The organism is Terrihabitans rhizophilus (assembly GCF_033898525.1).
Classification (GTDB): domain Bacteria; phylum Pseudomonadota; class Alphaproteobacteria; order Rhizobiales; family Methylopilaceae; genus Flaviflagellibacter; species Flaviflagellibacter rhizophilus.
Genome location: NZ_JAXAFJ010000004.1, coordinates 14910 through 33341, shown reverse-complemented (window position 1 = coordinate 33341; position 18432 = coordinate 14910). Strand labels below are relative to the sequence as shown.

The following is an 18432-nucleotide window of genomic DNA, read 5'->3' as shown; positions in this document are numbered from 1 at the left end:
CGCTTAGCACGGGGCTGCGCCGCCTGCAAAATCAGCCGAGCTCGAGCGCGGAGGCGCCCATTTCGCTGCCGGTCCGCTCGAAGGTCCATTGAGCGCGCACGCCTGCAGTCCTGCCAAGGCGCACCACGATCTGTTCCGCCCCACGGGGGCCTTCGGGGGCAGCGAAATAGACGCTTTCCTCGATGCTGGCCGGGTGCCCGTCGCATGAGAAGAGCCAGACATCCCCCGAAGAAGGGACGAGCAGTACGGTGCCCTTGTCCTTCAGTGCGGTGGCCCGCACATCGGGATGCAGATGGAAGCGCAGCACCGCTTCCGTCGTGCCGGAGCGGACCGGTTTCAGCACGTCGAGGCCATCGAGCCGGCCCCCGCCTGCGTCGAGCCGCAGCATGCGCTGGTGGATGACGCCAAACCGCGAGGCATATCCGTCATGGCTCATGCGCAGCGCCGTGCCGTCGCGCCGATCTTCGCGCTTCGCCTCGACGTGCTGCGGCCCGTGGCGGAGCACGGGCCCGGTAAGCCGGGCCGCCCAGCCGCGAAGGAAGCGGCTCGACGATGTCTCGTTCACCGTGAGTGTAGAATGTGCCGCCGTCCTGCGAGCTGCGTGGCGGTAGGCTTCCGCCAGCGATGAGCCGCAATTCATCACGATCTTGTCGGTGCCGCTGGAGAACTCGAAGGACAATGTGCCGGCATGCACACGGCTGCTGAGTTCGAGCGACGGTGGCGGACCAGCGTCCGCGACGATGACGGCATTGACCGCTTCCAGCCGCTGATAGCCAGAGAAGGGCGTGTTCAGCACGGGCTTGCCGCGAACATCGTCGCGGGCCAGCACCGCTTCCAGAAGGTCGCGCCGGGTGGGCCCCATGCCGTTGAACAAAGCGAGGCTTCCTTCCGGATGCCGGAAGAAGCGCAGCATGGGCCACATGCGGTCGAGAGCAGGCAACAGTTCTCGCGGAGCTTCCAGTGCGCGCGCGGCAAAGGCCTCGCGCAGGGGCAACAGATCGGCCGCCCAGCTGAGCAGGTCATCAGGATTGCGCGTTGCCGGGCCGCCATCCGTCAGGACGAGGCGACGAAGCTCGGTGTTCAGTGCATCGGTCGCCGCCTTGAGCATGCGGGACCCGTCAGGCAGCGACAGGCCGGCGGATGCCAGCGCGATGGCCGGCAGCAGGCGCGGCAGCCCCGCCGGCAGGCGGCGCAGGTCACGGCGCAGGGACGCAGCGTGCCGCGCGATGAGCCGCAGCAGCAACCGGCGGAACTCGGTATCCGCACCGTTCAGCAGAAGGGCAGAGTAGGTCAGCAGGTTGATCAGGCGGCGTGCGGCGATGTCGGGCTGGCGCGGCAGGCGCTTCATCCGGACATGAGCGGCCCATTCCTCGACAAGAGAGCGGGCGTAGGCACGTGACAGCGCGTTGTCGGCAGCCGCGAGGTCCGCAAGCCAGCCGAAGCCGTGAAGCCCTTCCTCCCATTCACGCGAGGGTGCGCGAGCCGTGAAGATGGAGCCCGGGCCTGCGTCCACCCTATGGCCGGCGAAGCTGAACACGCCGCTGTAGAGCTCTGCGCCGCGCGGTCCACTGCCCGGAAGTATGGGCCGGGGGACGGAGACGAGTTCGGCCGGCACCGACATCGAAGGCGCCAGCCGCATCAGCCTTCGAGGGCTGAAGCCGGCGACGGCGCGCGTGGTCAGCAGCCGTCCAAGACGGCCCAGATTCCGCGCTCCATTCGCCAGGGCGTCAATCGCCAACGGCCTCGCTCCCGACGATTCGGTGGAAAACACAAGGATAGAGCGGGGCTTGACGAACAGCCAAATCGCACGTCAGGCGGTGCGCCGCAGTCGGGCTGCGAAGAAGCCGTCGAGGCCTGCAAGACGGGGTTCGTCGTTCGGCAGGTGATGAGGGAGGGTGCGGAGTTCCCCGGCCGGGGTCAGCATCTCCGAGCAGCCACCGATCTCGGCTGCATCCACGGGCACGCGCTCAAGGCCCGCGGTCCGTTCCAGCAGCGCCTCGATCTGCCGCTCGCCCTCTTCCGGCTCAAGCGAGCAGGTTGAATAGACAAGCAGACCGCCGGGCTTGAGCATGCGCACCGAGGCATCGATCAGTCGCGCCTGAAGGTCGGCAAGCTTCCCTACATCCTCCGGTGTCTTCAGCCATGCCACGTCGGGATGGCGGCGGATGGTGCCGGTGGCAGAGCAGGGGGCATCCAGCAGAACGGCATCGAACGGCGGCGCCTCCAGCGTCGTGGCGTCCGCCGTAACGGTGTTGGCCGACAGGCCCAGCCGCTTCAGGTTCTCCGTCAGGCGGCGCAGGCGTGGAGCCGACCTGTCGATCGCTGTCACCTCGGCACCGGAAGCAGCCAGTTGGGCAGTCTTCCCGCCGGGTGCGGCGCACAGGTCCGCGACACGCATGCCGCTGTGGGCGCCGAGCAGCCGGGCAGGGATCGCGGCAGCGGCGTCCTGCACCCACCATTCGCCACCACCGAAGCCCTCCAACTCGATAATGGGTCCATGCGGCACGAGACGTACCGTCCCGGTCGGCAGCACGATGCCGCCCAGGCGCGCGGCCCAACTTTCCGGATCGGACTTGACCGTGAGGTCGAGCCCCGGCTCGGAGCGTTCCGCATGGGTGATGGCGAGTGCCTCGGCTTCGCCCCACGACGCGATGCGGCGCCGCATCAGCCATTCGGGGATGTCGGCGGAAGCAGGCATGCGGGCCAGCAGTTCCTCGCGTTCCCTTGCCACATTGCGGAGAACGGCGTTCACCAGCGGCGCGAACGGGCGCGCGGCACGGTCCGCATTGGCCTGGTCGACCGCCACGCCCACCGCCGCATGGTCCGGCACGTCCATCAGCAGGATCTGGGCCGCTCCGGTCAGGAGGATGCTCTCGAGGGCGCCGCGCGGATCGAGCGGCTTGCGAAGGAACCCCGCGAGCGCAGCGCGCAGGGAACCCAGGCGCCGCAGGGTCGCGCCGGCGATGGCGCGTGCGAGCGCACGGTCCCGCGCATCGAGATCGACCATGAGACCGCGCGGGTCATCGAGCGCTTCGTCGAGGGGACGACCGCGCTGCAGGACGGCGTGGACAAGCTGGGTGGCCGCGCGACGGGACGCGAAGCCGGTGGTAGCGGAGAGGTTCATGACGCCCTTATGGGCCGAACCGCTGCGGAAATCAGCCCCACGGGCCGCGCCGCGTGCCGCCCCACGGTCCGGCAGCACGTTCTGCAGGCTGCGGACGAGGCGCGAAGCCGCCGCCGGAGCGGCCCATGCTCGTGGCAAGCTGTTGCAGCGCGGCGATGCGGTTGCCGGTATCCGGGTGTGTCGAGAACAGATTGTCCATGCGCTCACCAGAGAGCGGGTTGATGATGAACATGTGCGCGGTGGCCGGGTTGTGCTCGGCCGCATTGTTGGGGATGCGCTGCGCCGAACCCGCGATCTTCGCCAGCGCGGATGCCAGCCACATCGGCTCGCCGCAGATTTCGGCGCCTTCGCGGTCTGCCACATATTCGCGCGAACGGGAGATCGCCATCTGCACGATCATCGCACCGATGGGTGCGAGGATCATGATGGCGATGGTGCCGATGACGCCGAAGCCGCCATTGTTGTTGTCGCGATTGCCGCCGAACAGGAACGCGAAGTTCGCCAGCATGCCGATGGCGCCGGCAAGGGTGGCCGTCACTGTCATGGTCAGCGTGTCGTAGTTCTTCACATGCGCCAGTTCATGCGCCATCACGCCCGCAACTTCCTCGCGGGTCAGCGTGTCGAGCAGGCCGGTGGAGGCCGCGACGGCCGCGTTCTGCGGGTTGCGTCCGGTGGCGAAGGCGTTGGGCTGCGGATTGTCGATGATGTAGACGCGCGGCATGGGCAGGTTGGCGCGCTGCGCAAGCTGCTGCACCATTCCGTAGAACTCCGGAGCGCTGCGGGCGTCCACCTCGCGGGCGCCATACATGCTCAGCACCATGGAGCCGGAATTCCAGTAGCTGAAGGCATTCATGGCCAGAGCCACGGCAAAGGCGATTGCCATGCCGCCGCTGCCGCCGATGACATAGCCCACAGCCATGAAAAGAGCCGTCATGCCAGCAAGCAGGATGGCGGTTCTCAAATGATTCATTCTGGTCTCCAAGCGGACAAGATCATGCCCCAGCTTGGTGTAATGTTGGAGATGCGTGGTCCTGACGCAAGGAGACGTGACATGGCGATGGAGAGCGACAAAACAGCCAAACCGGGTACCGAGCGACCCGGCCTGACGCCCGAGGCGGAACGCGCGCTGGCCGAGGCGAAAGCCCGGCGAGAAGCCGCGGTGGAGGCCGAGGCCAGGGAGCGGGAGATCAGCGGCCGCAAAGGGCCGGAGCCCGTGCGGTATGGCGATTGGGAAGTGAAGGGGCTGGCGACGGACTTCTGATCGAACTCGCGCCCCAGCTTCCAGACCTTTCCAACAGCGCGCGTTTTCGCGCCGCGTTGGCCTGCGCAACGCGGCCGGCGATCCTATATTCTTTGCACTGCCGCCCATGCGGTGTTTGAGGCCGGCCTGCCCCGGCAGGAACCGATGCCCCGATCTTCTCGCCGTCGCTCCGGCGCCATTGCCCCGGTGCTGGGCTTTACCTTTCGCCACTGGAGCCGCCAGCCCGGCTGGCTCTCGCTGATCGCCGTCACCATCACGGCCGCGACCCTCGCCGATATCTTCATCCCCGTCTTCGCCGGCCGGCTGATCGACGCCCTGACTGCGCCGGGGCTCGACCGCGACGCTGCGCTGTGGGCTGCTTTCCGCGCGTTTTGCGGCATGGCCGGCCTCGGCCTTGCCATGCTGGTCCTGCGCCACATCGCGTGGAGCGGCATCATCCCCTTCACGCTCCGCATCATGTCCGATGTCGGCGCCAATTCCTTCCACCGGGTGCAGCGTTTCTCATCCGATTGGCACGCCAATAGCTTCGCCGGTTCGACGGTGCGCAAGATCACGCGCGGCATGAATGCGCTCGACACGCTGCACGACACGCTGCTGCTGGCCTTGCTGCCCTCAAGCGTGGTGCTGTTGGGGACGGTGCTGCTTCTCGGCGCGTCCTGGCCCGTGCTGGGCCTCGTCATGGCTCTCGGCAGCATCGCCTATGTCGCCCTCACGGCTGTGCTGGCGACCCGCTACATCGCTCCGGCGTCACGCCTGTCGAACCAGTGGGACACGCGCATGGGCGGCACGCTTGCCGATGCCGTGACGTGCAACGCCGTGGTGAAGAGCTTCGGCGCCGAGGATCGCGAGGATGCCCGCTTCGCGCACGTCGTCTCGCGCTGGCGGAACCGCACATGGCGGACCTGGACGCGGCACACGCGCAGCGCCACTGGCCAGATTGCGGTGCTGCTGGTGCTCAGGCTGTGCATCACCGGCGTGGCCATCCTCCTGTGGTGGCAGGGCCGCGCCACGCCGGGCGACGTGACCTATGTGCTGACCACCTATTTTGTGGTGCACGGCTATCTCCGCGACATCGGCATGCACATCAATCACCTCCAGCGCTCGATCAACGAGATGGAGGAACTGGTGGACCTGCATGCGGCGCCGCTCGGCCTTGAAGACCGGCCCGGTGCACCGCCCATCGTGATCCGCGCCGGCGAAATCCGGTTCGAGCATGTCGGCTTCCACTATCAGGGCCACGACACCCCGCTCTACACGGACATGGACGTGAGGATCCGGGCCGGCGAGCGCGTGGGCCTCGTGGGCCGGTCAGGCTCGGGCAAGACCACCTTCGTGAAGCTGATCCAGCGCCTCCATGACGTAACCGGCGGGCGTATCCTGATCGACGGGCAGGACATCGCGACGGTGACGCAGACCTCCCTGCGGCGGCAGATCGCCATCGTTCAGCAGGAGCCGGTGCTGTTCCACCGCACGCTTGCGGAGAACATCGCCTATGCGCGGCCGGGTGCCAGCATGGCCCAGATCGAGAACGCCGCGCGCCTCGCCAATGCCGAGGACTTCATCGCTCGGCTGCCGAAGGGCTACCAGACGCTGGTGGGCGAGCGCGGCGTGAAGCTGTCCGGCGGCGAACGTCAGCGCATCGCGCTGGCCCGCGCGTTCCTGGCCGATACGCCGATTCTCATCCTCGACGAGGCGACATCCAGCCTCGACCCGGAATCCGAGGCACTGATCCAGCAGGCGGTCGAGCGGCTGATGCAGGGCCGCACCTCCATCATCATCGCCCACCGGCTGTCCACGGTGCGCGCCATGGACCGCATCCTCGTCTTCGCGAGCGGCGAGGTGGTGGAGCAGGGACGGCACGAGGATCTGGTGCGCCTGCCCGAGGGTCATTATCGCCGGCTGTTCGAGACGCAGGCCGGCGTGGCCCTGCCTTGACCGGAGCGGGCTCGACGAAGCGGGCGCGGACGCCGGTTGCAGGGCGCCTGATCGCGCGGGTGCTGCTGGCCTTGCTGGCTGTGGGCTTCACCGGATTCGCGGCGGTGGAGCGCTATGCCCCGCTTGATCCCTCCGCCAAGCCGCATCTCTTCACAGGCCTGCAGCTTTCGCTGATGCGGCTCGCGCCGGGGCGCTGCACGGCGGCGCTCGGCCGGGCCGCCGGTGTCAGCTTCACGCCCGCGCCGCGTCCGATGCAGGATGGCTGCGGTTATCCCGATGGCGTGCGGCTGCGCTCGGACGCTGTGAACTATGGCGGGCCGGTGCTGCTGCGCTGCCCTGCAGCGGTCGCGCTCGTGATGTGGGAACGCAATGTGCTTCAGCCGGCGGCGCAGGAGGCGTTCGGCAGGCCGGCGACCGCCGTGCAGACCTTCGGCACCTATGCCTGCCGCAATATCTACCACCGCACGAATGCGCGCCGCAGCCAGCACGCGCTGGCGAATGCCGTGGACGTGGCGGGCGTGACCGTCGCCGGCGGCCAGACCATCAGCGTGTTGCGCGACTGGAAGGACGACGGCGCGAAGGGCATCTTGCTGCGCCGTATGCGCAACGGCGCGTGCGGTCTGTTCGGCACGGTGCTCTCGCCGGACTACAACGCCGCACATGCCGACCACCTGCACCTGGACATGGCGGCATGGTCCGTATGCCGGTGAGCGGCGCCTACAACTTGGCGTGCGCCTTGCTGCCCCACACCGCGCGCAGCTTGGACTCCCGGCCGCAGCCGCGCAGATAGCTGGCATAGTGTCCGGGGTTCGTGGTTGCGAAGTCTTGATGTTCCGGACCGGCGGCGGTGAAGGCCGACGCCACCAGGATCTTCGTCGCCACCTCGGCCTTCATCTCGCGCGCCACTTCGCTCTTCGAGGCTTCGGCCTGCCGCTTCTGCTCGGCACCGTTTACGAACACAGCCGTCTCGTATTGCGAGCCCATGTCGCAGAACTGGCCGTAGGCGTTGGTGGGATCGATGTCGTGCCAGAAGATGTCGAGCAATTGCCCATAACTGATCTTCGCCGGGTCATAGACCACCTGCACGGCTTCAAGATGGCCCGTGCGGCCGCGCACCACCTCCTGATAGGTGGGATCGGGTGTTGTGCCGCCCATGAAACCGGACACTGCGGAGACGACGCCCGGTCTTCCATCGAAGGCCTTCTCGATGGACCAGAAGCAGCCGCCGGCAAAGGTGGCGACGGCCTTCTGCTGGGCCTGCGCGGCGGTCATGCTGCCTGCAATCACGGCGGCAGAGGTAAAGGCGATGCGGGCGATTGACGGCATAAGCGTGTCCTCGATCATGAACTCCAGAGATACGACCGCTCCCGCCCGTTGGCTTCGCTGCCGCACTCAACACGCCGTGATCAAGGGGCCGCGGAACTGCGCGGCCAGAGCCACCATGCCAGCAGCGCCGTCGAACAGATCCAGACGCTGACGATCAGGACCGCGGCGACACGGCTTGCAGGCCGCTCGAGCAGCGCCCCGGCGGCGAGCCGATGTTCCGCCCAAAGGGCGGGGTCGATCAGCCTCACAATGCCGGCGATGGCCAGCGGCAGGAGCAGCACCTCGTCCAGATAGCCCAGCACCGGGATGAAATCGGGGATGAGATCTATGGGCGACAACGCATAGCCCGCAACCAGTACGGCAAGCGTCTTCACGAGCAGGGGGATGCGCGGATCGCGTCCCGCCAGCCACAGGGCCACGGCGTCGCGCCGGAGGGCTTTCGCCCATCTGACGAGACGCCCCCACACGGGATCAGCCCCCGGACGCTCGGTTCTGGCGATTGTCCACGAGGTCGCTGACGACGCCGGGATCGGCCAGCGTCGAGATGTCTCCGAGATTGCCGAAATCATCCTCCGCGATCTTGCGCAGGATGCGGCGCATGATCTTGCCGGAGCGCGTCTTCGGCAGGCCCGGCGCGAAGTGGATCATGTCCGGCTGCGCGATGGGGCCGATCTCGCGGCGCACCCATTGAACCAGTTCCTTGCGGAGCTCATCGGAGCCTTCCTCGCCGGACATCAGGGTCACATAGGCATAGATGCCCTGACCCTTCATGGCGTGGGGATAGCCCACCACCGCAGCCTCGGCGACCTTGGCGTGGGAGACCAGCGCGCTCTCCACCTCGGCGGTGCCAAGGCGGTGGCCGGACACGTTCAGCACGTCGTCCACGCGGCCGGTGATCCAGTAATAGCCGTCGGCATCGCGGCGGCAGCCGTCGCCCGAAAAGTACTTGCCTTTATAGGCCGAGAAATAGGTGTCCATGAAGCGCTGGTGGTCGCCATAGACGGTGCGCATCTGGCCCGGCCATGAATCGGCGATGACCAGATTGCCGGAGCATTCGCCCTCCAGCACGGCGCCCTCGGCGTCCACGATCTCGGGCTTCACGCCGAAGAAGGGGCGGCAGGCGGAGCCGGGCTTCAGCGCCGTCGCGCCGGGCAGGGGGGTGATCATGTGGCCCCCCGTCTCGGTCTGCCACCAGGTGTCGATGACGGGGCAGCGGCTGTCGCCCACCACGCGGTAATACCACTCCCAGGCTTCCGGGTTGATCGGCTCGCCCACTGTCGCCAGCAGGCGCAGGCTCTTGCGCGAGGTGCGCTTCACCGGCTCCTCGCCGGCCGCCATCAGGGCGCGGATGGCCGTGGGCGCCGTGTAGAAGGTGTTGACCCCGTGCTTATCCACGACCTCCCAGCAGCGCGAGACGGTGGGGTAGGTGGGCACGCCCTCGAACATCAGGGTCGTCGCGCCGTTCGCCAGCGGGCCGTAGACCACGTAGGAATGGCCGGTGACCCAGCCGACATCGGCGGTGCACCAGTAGATGTCGCCGTCCTGATAGTCGAACGACATCTGGTGGGTGTAGCTGGCGTAGACGAGATAGCCGCCGGTGGTGTGCAGCACGCCCTTCGGCGTGCCGGTCGAACCCGACGTGTAGAGGATGAACAGCGGGTCCTCCGCGTTCATCGGCTCGGGTGCGCAGTCCGTGCCGACCTTTGCTGCGGCCTCCGCGTACCAGACATCGCGTCCGTCCTGCATGGCGACATCGCCGCCGGTATGGCGCACGACGAGGACGCTCTTCACGCCCTCGCATTTCGCAAGAGCCGCATCGATATTGGCTTTCAGCGGGATCTTGCGCCCGCCGCGCACACCTTCATCCGCCGTGATGACGAACTGCGAGGTGCAGTCCGTGATGCGGCCTGCGATGGAGTCGGGGGAGAAACCGCCGAACACCACCGAATGCACGGCGCCGATGCGGGTGCAGGCCAGCATGGCATAGGCCGCTTCGGGGATCATCGGCATGTAGATCGTGACGCGGTCACCCTTACCGACGCCCTGCGCCTTCAGCACGTTGGCGAAACGGCAGACCTCTTCATGCAGTTGGCGATAGGTGATGCGGCGGACGGTGCCGTTCGGATCGTCCGGCTCAAAAATGATGGCGACCTGCTCGCCGCGCGTGGCGAGATGGCGGTCCACGCAATTGGCCGAGACGTTGAGCGCGCCGTCCTCGTACCACTTGATGGAGACCGCACCGGGGGCGAACGAGGTGTTCTTCACCCTCGTATAAGGCGTCGTCCAGTCCAGCCGCTGGCCGATCTCGCCCCAGAAGGCGTCGGGGTTCTCTACCGACTGCGTGTACAGCTCGTTGTACCGCTCCTCATCCACCCAGGCGCGCCGTGCCCAATCGTCAGGTACCGGATGGATGTCGTACATCTGGTTTTCTCCCGCATGGCCCGCCTTCATGCGGGTCTTGTGATCCATTCCAATTATGAGAAGGCCGGGGCAGAGGCAAGCAGTGGTCCGCGCGGGCTCCGTCGCGCGCTTGCCATGCTGGGGCGCTAATGCCGGTTGCCATCGCGCGCGTGACGGTGTCTCCTCCGCCGCAACAGAAACGCAGGACCAATCCGTGACGACACTTGTGCTGCAGCATCCGAGCTTTGCCCTTCATCAGACCTCCGCCGGCCATCCCGAGCGGCCGGACCGTTACCGGGCTGTCGAGGCGGTGCTGGCGGGTGATGCGTTCCGCGACCTGATGCGCGAGCAGGCGGAGGTCGCAGCCGTGGATGTGACACGCTACGTGCACACCAATGCCTATGTGGACGCGCTGGAAAACGCGCGCCCGAACCAGGGCTTCGTCTATCTCGACGGCGACACCATGATGGAGCCTTCCACCTGGGAGGTGGTGCTGCGCGGCGTCGGCGGCTCACTGCAGGCTGTGGACCGGGTGCTGGACGGCGATGTGCAGAACGCCTTCGTGGCCTGCCGCCCGCCGGGCCATCACGCGGAGAGCGAGAAGGCCATGGGCTTCTGCCTCTTCAACAATATCGGCATCGCCGCCCGCCACGCGCAGAAGGTGCATGGACTGGAACGCGTCGCCATCGTCGATTTCGACGTGCACCACGGCAACGGCACGCAGGAGATCTTCTACAACGATCCCAGCGTGCTCTACGCCTCCACCCACCAGATGCCGCTCTACCCCGGCACCGGCGCGGAGCGCGAGACGGGCGCCGGCAACATCTTCAACGCGCCGCTCGCACCCGGCGACGGCGGATCGGCCCTTCAGGCTGCCTTCTCCAACCGCATCCTGCCGGCGCTCGATGCCTTCAAGCCGGAGCTGATCATCGTGTCGGCAGGCTTCGACGCGCATGAGCGCGACCCGCTGGCCAGCCTTCGCATGGTGGAAAGCGATTTCGCGTGGGTGACGCGCAAGCTGATGGATTCCGCCGAGCGGCTGTGCGGCGGGCGCCTCGTCTCAGTGCTGGAGGGCGGCTACGACCTGCAGGGACTGAGCGGGTCGGTGTCCGCTCACGTCACCGAGTTGATGAAGGGCTGATCCGGTGAGCGATGCTCCATCCGACATCACGGCCATGCCGTTCGAGAAGGCATTGGCCGAGCTCGAGACCATCGTACAGGCACTCGAGCGCGGCGATGTTCCGCTCGAGAAATCCATCGAGCTCTACGAGCGCGGCAATGCCCTGAAGAGCCATTGCGACCGCCTGCTGAAGGCAGCGGAAGCCCGCGTCGAGAAGATCACAACGGATTCCTCGGGGCGCCCCACGGGGACCGAGCCGCTCGACCCCGTCTAAGGCAGTGCTCACCGTTTATGTCGTAACATCGGGTGCGCTCGTGCCACGCATCTGGGCGCCGGGTGATCCCCTGCCGCCAGAGGCGATCTGGCTCGACCTGCTGCGGCCCTCGCGCGAGGAGGAGCTGGCTGTCGAAGCCTGCATAGGTGCGGAGGTGCCGACGGAAGCGGATATCAGCGAGATCGAGGTGTCGAGCCGCCTCTATGTCGAGGACGGCGTTCGCTACATGACGGCATCGGTTCTGGCCGGCATCCAGCAGGATCGTCCCGGCCTCGTGAATGTGGGCTTCGTGCTTGCGGGAGAGCGGCTGGTGACGGTGCGTCATGGTGAGCCGCGGGTGCTGACCTTGTTCAGCAATCGGGTGTGCAAGCTGGCGCATGGCCCGGAGTCCGGGCAAGCGATGCTCATCAGCCTGCTCGACGCGGTCATCGACCGCACCGCCGACATCCTGGAACGTGTCGGTGGGGAGGTGGACGAGACCTCGCGCCGCATCTTCTCCCGCGAGAGCACGCGGATGCGCAAGAAGCGGGACTTCATGGCCATCATCCAGCAGATAGGCCGCAAGGGCGACCTGCTGTCGATGACCCGCGAGAGCCTTGTCTCGCTCTCCCGGCTCGTCGGCTTCCTGTCTGCCAAGCACGAGGGCGTAGGCTTCGGCAAGGAACAGCGCTCCCAGCTGCTGGTGCTGGCGGCCGATGCAGAAAGCCTGCGCGACCACACCTCCTACCTCAGCGACAAGATCACCTTCCTGCTCGACGCCACCGTCGGCATGGTGACCATCGAGCAGAACGACCTGGTGAAGCTGTTCTCGGTCGTTTCCGTCATCCTGATGCCACCGACCCTCATCGCATCGACCTACGGGATGAACTTCGACTTCATGCCCGAACTTCACCTGCACTTCGGCTACCCCCTCGCTCTTGGTGCGATGGCGCTGTCCGCGGTGGTGCCGTACCTGATCTTCCGGATGAAGGGCTGGCTGTGATGCCCCAAGGAACCGGGAAGGTGCGCCACGCGTAATCCTCTCAGCAAGGAGACACGCGATGAACAATCCCCTGAAGACCCCCACCAGCCACGGTCAGGGCGGCGAGGCACCTGCCAATCCCGTGCCGGAGCACAACACTTGGGGCGGGCGTGACGAGGTTGCCGGCGGACCGGCGGGCCGTGGGAACGACACCGGCAATCTGACTGACACGGAAAAGAACTGGGCGGGCCAGAGCAATGAGCCCGGCGGCACTGACCATCAGCCGGTGAAAACCGGCAAGGAAGCCACCAAGAACGCCTTCTCCAAGTGACGCAGAGACGGGCCGCTAGACGTGCTGCCCGCCATTGATATGCAACTCGGCCCCGGTGACGTAGGTCGACTGTTCCGCGCACAGGAAGTAGATCGCGCTCGCCACTTCCTCGGGACGACCGAGGCGGCGCAGCGGGATCTGCTCCACGATCTTCTCCGTGCCCGGTGACAGGATCGCAGTGTCGATCTCGCCGGGCGCGATCGCGTTGACACGCACGCCCAGCGGCCCGAAATCGGCGGCCATTTCGCGGGTCAGCGCGGCGAGCGCTGCCTTGGAGGTCGAATAGGCGGCCCCCGCGAATGGGTGAACGCGCGAGCCTGCGATGGAACTGACGTTCACGATCGCCCCCTGCGCGGCCTTCAACTCCTCGACGAGCCCGCGCGCCAGCAGAACCGGCGCGAAGAAGTTGACCTGGAACACGGTCAGCCAGTCATGGAAGCTGGTTTCCATGGTGCTCATGCGCGAGCCGCCCTCGCCCTTCGGGGAGATCGCCGCATTGTTGACCAGCGCGTGCAGCATGCCGCCTTCCAGCCGGTTGCGGACCTCGTTGATGGCGGCCTTGGTGCTCTCCAGATCCGCCAGATCCACCTGCAAATGATCTTCCGGGCCGGCTGCCCACGGGCAGTTTTCCGGGAAGGCATGACGTGAACAGGTGATCACGCGCCATCCTGCCGCGGAGAACCGCTTCACGGTGGCGTGGCCGATGCCCCGGGAGGCGCCGGTCAGAAGCAAAGTGCGCCGGTTGCTCATCTGGGGGCTCTCACGGATAGAGGCGGGTCTTCAGCCAGGGGTCCTCTGGCGAGGGCCGCGTGAAGACAATGCGGTCGTGCATCCGGAACGGCCGGTCGTGCCAGAACTCGATGGCAACGGGCGTCACCCGGTAACCGTTCCAGTGCTGCGGGCGGGGGATCGCCTCGCCGGGATACTGGGTGTTCACGTCCTCGTAGGCGGCTTCGAACAAAGCGCGACTGTCCAACGCGCGTGACTGCCGGGAGGCCCAGGCACCGAGGCGGCTCTGGCGTGGACGGCTCAGAAAATAGGCGTCCGCCTCTTCCGGCGTGACCATGCTGACCTTGCCACGCACCCGCACCTGGCGGCGCAGGCTCTTCCAGTGCAGCACAAGCGCGGCTTGAGGGTTCGCCGCCAGTTCCTCGCCCTTGGCGCTTTCGGAGTTGGTGTAGAAGACGAAGCCCTCCGCATCCACGCCCTTCAGCAGCACCATGCGCACATTGGGCATGAGATCGGCGCCGGTGGTGGCGAGTGCCATGGCGTTGGGATCGTTGATCTCGGACGTCACGGCCTCCTTCAACCACTCTTCAAAAAGCCGAAATGGCTCGCTAGCAGCGGTGAAGTCATCCTTTGTTAACGGTTCCGGGGTTCCATTCGGATGTGGTTCGTGCATGGTGCGCGGATCGCCTGCCGGTGTCCTGAGAGTGTGCGGAGCGCATGTATAGCCGATCGCATCCTTCGCGTCCCAGACTGAAGCGCCTGGCTGCATTCGCTTTGATGTGCGGTGCGCTTGGCGCGTGCAGCATGCCCATGGGCGCGCTGACGAGCGACGCGCGCGGCGGCAAGAAGCCGCCGGAGACCACCGGAAGCGTCGGGCTGGGTCGCTCCGCGGCCGTGTCGCAGGCAGCGCTTCCCCCTCCCGCCGGTGCAACCGGAAGTTCCGGGCCGATCAGCCAGGCCGATTGGGGCTATGCCCGTGGCGCGCTTGGGCTCGCTCTCACCAGCACGCAAACCGGCGCCCCCGTGCCGTGGGCCAATCCTGACACGGGCACCCATGGAAACTTCGCACCTGCGGCTCCCGCGGTGACCGCGTCCGGCCAGACCTGTCGCGACTTTGTGGCAACCCGCATGGAGAACGGACAGGAAGTCCGGCTCGGAGGTCGCGCCTGCCTGAACGCCAACGGGCAGTGGGACATCGCTCCAACCACACGCACCACGTCATAGGCGTTGCATTTCAGCAACAGGTGCCTACATCCCGGAGCATGGTTGTGAACTCACGGCTTCGGGGATAAGCGACGTCCATGCGCGATCCATATGACGTTCTCGGCGTGCCGAAATCGGCGCCCGCCGCCGAAATCAAGAAGGCCTTCCGCAAGCTTGCCAAGACGCATCACCCGGATAGGAACCCGGGTGACGCGAAGGCACAGGCGCGGTTCTCGGAGATCAGCGGCGCCTACGAATTGCTTTCCGACGAGGACAAGCGGGCCCAGTTTGATCGCGGCGAGATCGATGCCGAGGGCAAGCCGCGCTTCCAGGGATTCGGGGGAGGCGGTGGCGGCGGGTTCAACCCCGGCGGATCCGGCGGCTTCGAGAACTTCTCGTTCCGAGGTGGTGGAGGCCGCGCCGGCGCAGGCGGCTTTGCGGCCGAAGACATCTTCTCCGATCTTTTCAGTGGCATGGCAGGACGCGGGCAGGCCCGCGGCGCGGGCGGCGGCCGAGGCGGGGCGCCGGCCGGCGAGGATATCGCGGTCGAGGTAAAGCTGCCCTTCGTCGAGTGGGCCAAGGGCACAAAGGCGCGCGTCGAACTGCCGACCGGCAAGGAACTCGAAGTTTCCATTCCCGCCCTTCTTGCCGAAGGGAAATCCGTTCGCCTGAAGGGGCAGGGGATGCCCTCGCCTTGGGGCGGCGCCCCCGGCGATGCGCTGGTGACGGTGCAGATCGAGCCGCACCCCCAGTTCCGCGTCGACGGCAACAACATCCGTGTGGATGTGCCGATCACGCTTTATGAGGCGGTGCTCGGCGGCAAGGTGCGTGTTCCTACGCTCGATGGGCCGGTGGAGATGAACGTGCCGAAGCACAGCTCGGGCAATCGCACCATGCGACTCAAGGGGCGTGGACTGCCCGCGAAGAGTGCGCCGGGCGATCTACTGGTGTCCTTGAGGATCGTCCTGCCCACGCATCAGGATGCCGATCTGGAGGCATTCGCCGCGAATATGCGGGAGGCCGCGCCCTACGATCCGCGCAAGAACGCGTGACCGCTGCGCTTGAAGCTCAAGGCCTCGCATGCCATACGAGCCGCCTTCACGATTGAGCGGAACCGGTATGAGCAATGTTCAGGGCCTGATGGCCGGCAAGAAGGGGCTGGTTCTCGGCCTTGCGAACAATCGCTCGATCGCGTGGGGCATCGCCAAGGCCTGTGCGCAGCATGGCGCCGAGATCGCGCTGACCTGGCAGGGCGATGCGCTGAAGAAGCGGGTGGAGCCGCTGGCGCAGGAGCTCGGAGCCATCCTGGCCGGCCATTGCGATGTGACCGATCCCGCCTCCATCGACGCGGTGTTCGCCGAGGTCGAGAAGCAGTGGGGACGGCTGGACTTCGTGGTTCACGCCATCGCCTTCTCCGATAAGGACGAACTGACCGGGCGCTACCTCGACACCACGCAGGCCAACTTCAACCGCACGCTCGACATCTCCTGCTACTCGTTCACCGCCATTGCGCAGCGCGCCGAGAAGCTGATGGACAAGGGCGGCTCGCTGCTGACGCTGACCTATTTCGGCGCCGAGAAGTGGATGCCGCACTACAACGTCATGGGCGTGGCCAAGGCCGCGCTGGAGGCAAGCGTCCGCTACATGGCGGCCGATCTCGGCGAGAAGAACATCCGCGTCAATGCCGTGTCGGCGGGGCCCATCAAGACCCTGGCCGCGTCCGGCATCGGTGACTTCCGCTACATCCTGAAGTGGAACGAGCTGAACGCCCCCCTGCGCCGGACGGTCACCATCGAGGAAGTGGGCGACGCCGCGATGTATCTGCTGTCGGATCTCAGCCGCGGCGTGACGGGCGAGATCCATCACGTCGATTCGGGCTACCACATCGTCGGCATGAAGAACCCCGCCGCGCCGGATATCGGCACCGTCTGAGGACGACGCCGGTGGCCGGGCACCCCATGCTCTGCGTGGTGCGCCACGGCCAGACGGACTGGAATGCCGAAGGGCGGCTGCAAGGGCGGAAGGACATACCCATAAACGGCCGCGGGCGCGATCAGGCGGCGGCGGTGGGCCGCGAACTCCTTCGCATGCGGCCCGAGGTGGCCGGCTTCCGCTACGTTTCCAGCCCGCTGGGGCGCACCCGCGAGACCATGGAGATCATGCGGCGCGCCATGGGCCTCGGTGCATCCGGCTACGCCACCGATCGCCGGCTGATGGAACTGACCTTCGGCGACTGGGAAGGGCTGACCTGGAACGAAGTTCAGTCACGTGATCCGCAAGGCGCAAGCGCGCGCGACGCCGACAAATGGGCTTTCACGCCGCCACGTGGCGAAAGCTATGCCGATCTGACGACGCGGATCCGCGGCTGGCTCGACGATCTTGAGGTGCCCACTGTGGCGGTGACGCATGGCGGCGTCGCCCGTGCGCTTCTGGGCATCCTGACCGGCATGGCGCCGGATGACCTGACCGCGTGCGTGATAACCCAAGGGCGCGCCCTGATGGTCGAGGACGGGCGCGCCAGCTGGATCTAGCGGGAGAGCAGGGCCACCGCCTCCACATGGGCGGAATGCCGGAACTGGTCGATCGGCAGCACGCTGTCCACGCGGTACCCGCCACCGGTCAGGATGGCGAGATCACGCGCCAGAGTTCCCGGATTGCAGGAGACGGCCACCACGCGCCGGACCGCCGAACCGGCAATCATGCGGGCCTGCTCCTCAGCACCGGCACGCGGCGGATCGAACACCACCGCGTCGAGACCCTTGAGGTCCGCGGCCTGCATGGGACGACGCACAAGATCCCTCGGCTCCACCGTCACCTTCTTCAGCCCCGTGGCATGGCGCGCGGCGCGGTCCAGAGCCTCAAGGGAGGGGCGGGAGCTTTCCACGGCCAGCACTTGGGCGCGCGTGGCCATGCGCAGCGTGAAGGTGCCCGAACCCGCGAACAGGTCTGCCGTCCGGCTAGCCGTTCCGAGCCCTTCCACTACCCGCTGCACCATCGCCTCTTCGCCGGCCGAAGTGGCCTGCAGGAAGCCGCCGGGGGGTATCGCCACCTCCACATTGCCGAAGCGCACAACGGGCGCCTTGAACTCGATGACCGTGTCGCCGTGCAGCGACAGCCGCGCGAGGCCGAGCTGGCCTGCCTTCCGGGTCAGGGCAAGACGCAGGTTCTCCGGCAGGCGCCCCGGGCCGCGCAGGTCGATTTCCAATCCCGAAACGGTTGCGGTGACCAGCGCATCCACCGGCTTGCCGAGTTCGGTGAGGATCGCCGCGAGCACGCGCACCGGCTCCACGGCGGTCTTCAGCGCTGGCGACATCACCGGGCAGTCATGCTCCGCCAGATCAACCACCGCATGGGCGCGGGGCTCCGTGAACCCGACGCGCAGCACGCGGTCCGCACCCACGCGGGCGTGGAAGGTCGCCCGCCTGCGGCCTTCGCCGTGTGCATCCACGCAGGGCTCGACCTCGGCCGTGATGCCCGTGCCGCGCAGGTTCTCGATCACAAGCTCACGCTTCCAGCGCAGCTGCGCAGGCACCGCCATGTGACGCAGGCCGCAGCCTCCGCACATCGGAGCGTCCGGATCGAACGCCTCCACGCGATCCGGGCCAGCTTCGAGAACCGCGCGAAGTTGCGCCCGGTCGCGGCCGGTCCGTTCGGCCTCGACAAGCTCTCCCGGCAGGGCGCCGAAGATGAAGAGCTCTCCGTCGGGCGTCTCGGCCACGCCGTCGCCGCGGTGTCCAAGTCTTTGAATGCGGACCTGCTGGCTCATCC

General features: G+C 67.0%; 20 protein-coding genes. 11 read left to right on the top strand and 9 right to left on the bottom strand.

Annotated elements, in window-relative coordinates:
• Window positions 1-31: 31 nt before the first annotated feature.
• The 3 genes from SCD90_RS08190 to htpX all read right to left on the bottom strand — a co-directional run bounded on the left by SCD90_RS08190 (window position 32) and on the right by htpX (window position 4094).
• Window positions 32-1738 carry a heparinase II/III family protein gene (locus tag SCD90_RS08190; protein WP_319844173.1) on the bottom strand — a complete coding sequence of 569 codons (1707 nt, stop codon included), beginning with the start codon at window positions 1736-1738 and terminating at the stop codon, window positions 32-34.
• A gap of 72 nt (window positions 1739-1810) precedes the next feature.
• Window positions 1811-3124 carry an RsmB/NOP family class I SAM-dependent RNA methyltransferase gene (locus tag SCD90_RS08185; protein WP_319844172.1) on the bottom strand — a complete coding sequence of 438 codons (1314 nt, stop codon included), beginning with the start codon at window positions 3122-3124 and terminating at the stop codon, window positions 1811-1813.
• Between the two features lie 31 nt (window positions 3125-3155).
• Window positions 3156-4094, bottom strand: a complete 939-nt coding sequence (gene htpX / locus SCD90_RS08180; RefSeq protein ID WP_319844171.1) for a zinc metalloprotease HtpX — start codon at window positions 4092-4094, stop codon at window positions 3156-3158.
• 81 nt (window positions 4095-4175) lie between these two features.
• Between htpX and SCD90_RS08175 the strand changes: the two genes are divergently transcribed.
• The 3 genes from SCD90_RS08175 (at window position 4176) to SCD90_RS08165 (ending at window position 7030) form a co-directional block, all read left to right on the top strand.
• Window positions 4176-4385, top strand: a complete 210-nt coding sequence (locus tag SCD90_RS08175) for a DUF1674 domain-containing protein (protein WP_425265663.1) — start codon at window positions 4176-4178, stop codon at window positions 4383-4385.
• A 144-nt stretch (window positions 4386-4529) separates the two neighbouring features.
• Window positions 4530-6320: an ABC transporter ATP-binding protein gene (locus SCD90_RS08170; RefSeq protein ID WP_319844170.1), complete on the top strand. Its 1791-nt coding sequence runs from the start codon at window positions 4530-4532 to the stop codon at window positions 6318-6320.
• Complete coding sequence (locus SCD90_RS08165; protein WP_319844169.1) at window positions 6317-7030, top strand: extensin-like domain-containing protein; 714 nt, start codon at window positions 6317-6319, stop codon at window positions 7028-7030. Before SCD90_RS08170 ends, SCD90_RS08165 begins: the two co-directional genes overlap by 4 nt.
• A gap of 7 nt (window positions 7031-7037) precedes the next feature.
• Here SCD90_RS08165 and msrA read toward each other — a convergent pair whose 3' ends face one another.
• The 3 genes from msrA to acs form a co-directional block, all read right to left on the bottom strand.
• Window positions 7038-7664 (bottom strand): peptide-methionine (S)-S-oxide reductase MsrA, encoded by a 627-nt coding sequence (msrA, locus tag SCD90_RS08160; RefSeq protein WP_319844168.1) that lies wholly within the window; start codon window positions 7662-7664, stop codon window positions 7038-7040.
• 62 nt (window positions 7665-7726) lie between these two features.
• Complete coding sequence (locus SCD90_RS08155; RefSeq protein ID WP_319844167.1) at window positions 7727-8065, bottom strand: YkvA family protein; 339 nt, start codon at window positions 8063-8065, stop codon at window positions 7727-7729.
• 52 nt (window positions 8066-8117) lie between these two features.
• The gene (gene acs, locus SCD90_RS08150; RefSeq protein WP_425265662.1) at window positions 8118-10115 is read right to left on the bottom strand and encodes an acetate--CoA ligase; all 1998 of its coding nucleotides are present in this window, start codon (window positions 10113-10115) and stop codon (window positions 8118-8120) included.
• 145 nt (window positions 10116-10260) lie between these two features.
• On the opposite strand from acs, the gene SCD90_RS08145 reads away from it, so the two are divergent.
• The 4 genes from SCD90_RS08145 to SCD90_RS08130 are packed head-to-tail and all read left to right on the top strand — an operon-like array spanning window position 10261 to window position 12732.
• Entirely contained in the window at window positions 10261-11187 is a 927-nt protein-coding gene (locus tag SCD90_RS08145) for a histone deacetylase family protein (RefSeq protein ID WP_319844166.1), read from the top strand.
• A gap of 4 nt (window positions 11188-11191) precedes the next feature.
• Window positions 11192-11440: an exodeoxyribonuclease VII small subunit gene (locus tag SCD90_RS08140; protein WP_319844165.1), complete on the top strand. Its 249-nt coding sequence runs from the start codon at window positions 11192-11194 to the stop codon at window positions 11438-11440.
• Window positions 11441-11480: 40 nt separating this feature from the next.
• The gene (locus tag SCD90_RS08135) at window positions 11481-12422 is read left to right on the top strand and encodes a magnesium transporter CorA family protein (RefSeq protein ID WP_319844164.1); all 942 of its coding nucleotides are present in this window, start codon (window positions 11481-11483) and stop codon (window positions 12420-12422) included.
• 58 nt (window positions 12423-12480) lie between these two features.
• Window positions 12481-12732, top strand: a complete 252-nt coding sequence (locus SCD90_RS08130; RefSeq protein ID WP_319844163.1) for a hypothetical protein — start codon at window positions 12481-12483, stop codon at window positions 12730-12732.
• 15 nt (window positions 12733-12747) lie between these two features.
• On the opposite strand, the gene SCD90_RS08125 is transcribed toward SCD90_RS08130, so the two are convergent.
• Both SCD90_RS08125 and pdxH read right to left on the bottom strand, forming a co-directional pair.
• Window positions 12748-13482, bottom strand: coding sequence for an SDR family NAD(P)-dependent oxidoreductase (locus tag SCD90_RS08125; protein WP_319844162.1), 735 nt, complete (start codon window positions 13480-13482; stop codon window positions 12748-12750).
• Between the two features lie 10 nt (window positions 13483-13492).
• Window positions 13493-14134 carry a pyridoxamine 5'-phosphate oxidase gene (gene pdxH / locus SCD90_RS08120; RefSeq protein WP_319844161.1) on the bottom strand — a complete coding sequence of 214 codons (642 nt, stop codon included), beginning with the start codon at window positions 14132-14134 and terminating at the stop codon, window positions 13493-13495.
• Window positions 14135-14271: 137 nt separating this feature from the next.
• Here pdxH and SCD90_RS08115 point away from each other — a divergent pair, with 137 nt between their 5' ends.
• The 4 genes from SCD90_RS08115 (at window position 14272) to SCD90_RS08100 (ending at window position 17195) form a co-directional block, all read left to right on the top strand.
• The gene (locus SCD90_RS08115; protein WP_319844160.1) at window positions 14272-14685 is read left to right on the top strand and encodes an RT0821/Lpp0805 family surface protein; all 414 of its coding nucleotides are present in this window, start codon (window positions 14272-14274) and stop codon (window positions 14683-14685) included.
• A gap of 77 nt (window positions 14686-14762) precedes the next feature.
• A complete protein-coding gene (locus tag SCD90_RS08110; protein ID WP_319844159.1) occupies window positions 14763-15716 on the top strand; it encodes a J domain-containing protein in 954 nt (317 codons plus the stop codon).
• Window positions 15717-15783: 67 nt separating this feature from the next.
• The gene (gene fabI / locus SCD90_RS08105) at window positions 15784-16596 is read left to right on the top strand and encodes an enoyl-ACP reductase FabI (RefSeq protein ID WP_319844158.1); all 813 of its coding nucleotides are present in this window, start codon (window positions 15784-15786) and stop codon (window positions 16594-16596) included.
• A gap of 11 nt (window positions 16597-16607) precedes the next feature.
• Window positions 16608-17195 carry a histidine phosphatase family protein gene (locus SCD90_RS08100; RefSeq protein ID WP_319844157.1) on the top strand — a complete coding sequence of 196 codons (588 nt, stop codon included), beginning with the start codon at window positions 16608-16610 and terminating at the stop codon, window positions 17193-17195.
• On the opposite strand, the gene SCD90_RS08095 is transcribed toward SCD90_RS08100, so the two are convergent.
• Window positions 17192-18430 carry a class I SAM-dependent RNA methyltransferase gene (locus tag SCD90_RS08095; RefSeq protein WP_319844156.1) on the bottom strand — a complete coding sequence of 413 codons (1239 nt, stop codon included), beginning with the start codon at window positions 18428-18430 and terminating at the stop codon, window positions 17192-17194. The two genes, SCD90_RS08100 and SCD90_RS08095, sit on opposite strands and share 4 nt — an antisense overlap.
• Window positions 18431-18432: the final 2 nt, after the last annotated feature.

Coding starts and splice junctions, on each gene's coding strand:
- SCD90_RS08185 (WP_319844172.1), bottom strand. CDS start 3,124: ATGAACCTCTCCGCTACCACCGGCTTCGCGTCCCGTCGCGCGGCCACC.
- htpX (WP_319844171.1), bottom strand. CDS start 4,094: ATGAATCATTTGAGAACCGCCATCCTGCTTGCTGGCATGACGGCTCTT.
- SCD90_RS08175 (WP_425265663.1), top strand. CDS start 4,176: ATGGCGATGGAGAGCGACAAAACAGCCAAACCGGGTACCGAGCGACCC.
- SCD90_RS08170 (WP_319844170.1), top strand. CDS start 4,530: ATGCCCCGATCTTCTCGCCGTCGCTCCGGCGCCATTGCCCCGGTGCTG.
- msrA (WP_319844168.1), bottom strand. CDS start 7,664: ATGATCGAGGACACGCTTATGCCGTCAATCGCCCGCATCGCCTTTACC.
- acs (WP_425265662.1), bottom strand. CDS start 10,115: ATGGATCACAAGACCCGCATGAAGGCGGGCCATGCGGGAGAAAACCAG.
- SCD90_RS08130 (WP_319844163.1), top strand. CDS start 12,481: ATGAACAATCCCCTGAAGACCCCCACCAGCCACGGTCAGGGCGGCGAG.
- SCD90_RS08125 (WP_319844162.1), bottom strand. CDS start 13,482: ATGAGCAACCGGCGCACTTTGCTTCTGACCGGCGCCTCCCGGGGCATC.
- pdxH (WP_319844161.1), bottom strand. CDS start 14,134: ATGCACGAACCACATCCGAATGGAACCCCGGAACCGTTAACAAAGGAT.
- SCD90_RS08115 (WP_319844160.1), top strand. CDS start 14,272: ATGGGCGCGCTGACGAGCGACGCGCGCGGCGGCAAGAAGCCGCCGGAG.
- SCD90_RS08110 (WP_319844159.1), top strand. CDS start 14,763: ATGCGCGATCCATATGACGTTCTCGGCGTGCCGAAATCGGCGCCCGCC.
- fabI (WP_319844158.1), top strand. CDS start 15,784: ATGAGCAATGTTCAGGGCCTGATGGCCGGCAAGAAGGGGCTGGTTCTC.
- SCD90_RS08095 (WP_319844156.1), bottom strand. CDS start 18,430: ATGAGCCAGCAGGTCCGCATTCAAAGACTTGGACACCGCGGCGACGGC.